The 2,867-nt window shown below is 54.8% G+C and carries 1 protein-coding gene; it reads right to left on the reverse strand.

Going from position 1 to position 2,867, the window contains the following annotated elements; translation table 11 throughout:
• A partial coding sequence (locus tag VAE48_RS11895; protein WP_322793544.1) for an LAGLIDADG family homing endonuclease occupies positions 1–2,867 on the reverse strand: 2,867 nt, incomplete at both ends.

Here is a 2,867-nt window from a genome sequence, read left to right on the forward strand (position 1 = left end):
GGTCTCCGCTGGAGCGTAAAATCACCTTGACCATGCGGATTTCGCCGCTTTCTTCGGCAGGAATGCCCTCCGGCGGCAGCGGCGGTACCAGATAGCGCAAACCGCTGCCAACCGGCGGGGTGGATTCGATTTTGACGGCGGGTGGTAACGTTGCTTTGGGGGTCACGCTTTCAGCCGGGGCATCGGCCGGTTTGCCGGCAGCCGCAACCGGCTCGGCAGGTTTGGATGGGTGCTCCTTCGGCACGGATGCAGGTGGTTTTGCCTGAACGGCTGCGCCAGCCGGTTTTGTAGGGGGTACGGCGTTGAATAAAAAGTCCTCTTCAAAATCCGGCGGGGGCGGGGGTATATCATCGTCTGCATCCCCGCCCGGATAGGATGGGGTGGGTTCGGAAATGCGCGGCGGGAACGTTTCTTCTGGTGATGCTGCAATTTGCGGCATCTCCCCCAGCGCAGCGGCATTCAGGCCGTTCTCTTCATCCGGCAAATAGCACAGGTAAGGGTCAATTTCCTGCCCGTTTTCTTCGTATTCGATGAACACTTCACTGACGCGGTCGGCCAAAATTTTCGGCTCGCCGTTTTCGTTTTCCAGTTTGCCCTCCACCAGCAGCACGCGGTCGGGGGTCACCAGCGCGGCACATTGTTCCCACACGCGCGGAAAGGCGGTTACATCCACCGTGCCTTGAATATCCTCGAGGGTGAAGAACCCCATCCAGTCGCCCTTCTTGGTCTGGAGGTTGCGGAAGCGGGTCACCATACCGGCGACCACCACCCGTTCTTTGTTGGGCAGTTCACTGAGCTGGGCGCTGAAGCAGGTCACTTTGCGCTGCAGGGTGGGCAAATAGGGTGTCAGCGGGTGATCGGACACATACAACCCGATCAGTTCGCGCTCCCATTCCAGCTGTTCGCGGCGGTCAAGGGAAGCGCCCTGTGGCAGGATGATTTCTTCCTCCACACCGGCAATACTGCCGAAGAAGGACATTTGTCCCATGTGCAGGGCGCGGAAGTGGCTGGCGCTGACCGAGATGATCTGGTCGAGGGCTTCCAGCAATGCCATGCGGGAGCCAAACACATCCAGCGCGCCCACCCGCACCAGACACTCCAGCGCGCGCTTGCCCACCTTTTGCAAATCGGTGCGGCGGGCAAAATCGTTCAGGTCGCGGAAGGGTGTGTTGCGGCGGGCTTCCAGAATCAGATCCACCGGCGCCTGCCCGACGTTCTTGACCGCCACCAGCCCAAAGCGGATGGCCGGTTTCTGACCCGGGCGGTCTTCGATGGTGAAATCATAACCGGAAGCGTTGATATCCGGCGGCAGCACATCAATCCCCATGCTGCGGCAGTCGGCCACATAGAAAGCCACTTTGGCGGTATCGTTCTTGGAGGCTGACAGCAGCGCGGTCATGTACTCGACCGGGTAATGGGCTTTGAGGAAAGCAGTTTGAACGGCGATGATGCCGTAGTCGGCGGCATGGCTGTTATGAACGAGAATATCATTGGCGATGAAATTATGCGTATCGGCAATTTCCAGATCGTAGGTTTGTTTTTCGCCGACATATTCGATACTTACGATTTCATCCCAGTAAATATCGCTTTCTGCGTAACGGCGCAGAACTTCGTCATCGAAATACTCCCCCAGCCTTTGGATGGTTTGACGGCTGAACCCCCGTTTGGTGGAGGTATGAACGGGCATAAATTCGCGTTGAGCAACTCCGCTGGCTGACGTGATTTCTTTCCACGTAACCTGAAGTTTGTCTTTGTTTTCTCGCACCCGTTCTTTGACGCCCATCGGCACAACATCTCTTGTTCCAATTTGAAGTGCAGGACGCACGGCAAGTAATTTGAGCATATCTTCTTTTTGTTTACCGGGCAGGAAATGGCAGCCAATGTGTTCCGCAAATGAGCGAAGGTTGTCATCGCCAACCACAAACACTTGATAACCGATTCTGCCATCCTTATAAGGGAACTCTACCCGGCGAAGATGACTGACAATGCCGAGCCTGAGAAGCAGGTGTTGAATCTGCTGCGCCAATTTTCGACTGGAAGTGGCATAGTAAGCAGAACGTCCGGCACAACTAATGTGACCATCACCCTGCCACATTCGGCTGAGCAGCAAACCAATCTGATCCGGTTTCAGTGCAAATACCTGGCGGGGCAGCGATTTGGTTGAAGCAGTCTGCCCAAGGATGCCGAGTTCCCTTGCCCACTTAAATATGCCCGGCTCGCTGTTTCTGTCCTTCCGTCGGGCATAAACCGAGAAGGTGTTTTTGTGAACCTTTACCGAGCAAACCACATTCTCAAACTTCTCAGCAGCGCGAACAAAGTCCTGAACCTGAGTTTCATCCTGATTGTAATAATAGACCGAGTGGGGATGACAAAGATTGCCCTCAGCAATCAGATGACCCAAAGCGATGACCTTGTAATCGTCCCATCGTTGCGAGCCTTCAATCGGTAATTTTCTCGGCACAGCAATCAAATCACCGGGTTTTAGCGCGGCAAGGTGTTTCCACCCCTCAAAAGTGAAAAAGGGATGATTGGCGGTTGCTTCAATCTGTCTTCCCAGACGAGTTGTGAGACGGTAAACCGGTTTAATCCCATTACTCACCACATCCAGTATTTTGCCTTCGGTCAAACGCAGCGAATCCAGTTCGCAGGTTGTTACCGCAGAGGGGGAACAACCACCTTGAGCCATTTCTTCAAGGGTGATGGGCAGACCGCTGGTGACGTCAATAATTTCGGTATCACCGGTCAGGCACTTGTTGAAACCGTAACGTGCAAACTCTTCCCAGTCTTCAAATATTTGCGCAGCGGTTTCCTGCGGGATGCCGCGCTGGGACGCACCTTTGATGAACTTTTCGCGGTGTTTTTCCAGT

This window comes from Bellilinea sp. (assembly GCF_034432615.1).
GTDB lineage: Bacteria > Chloroflexota > Anaerolineae > Anaerolineales > Anaerolineaceae > Bellilinea.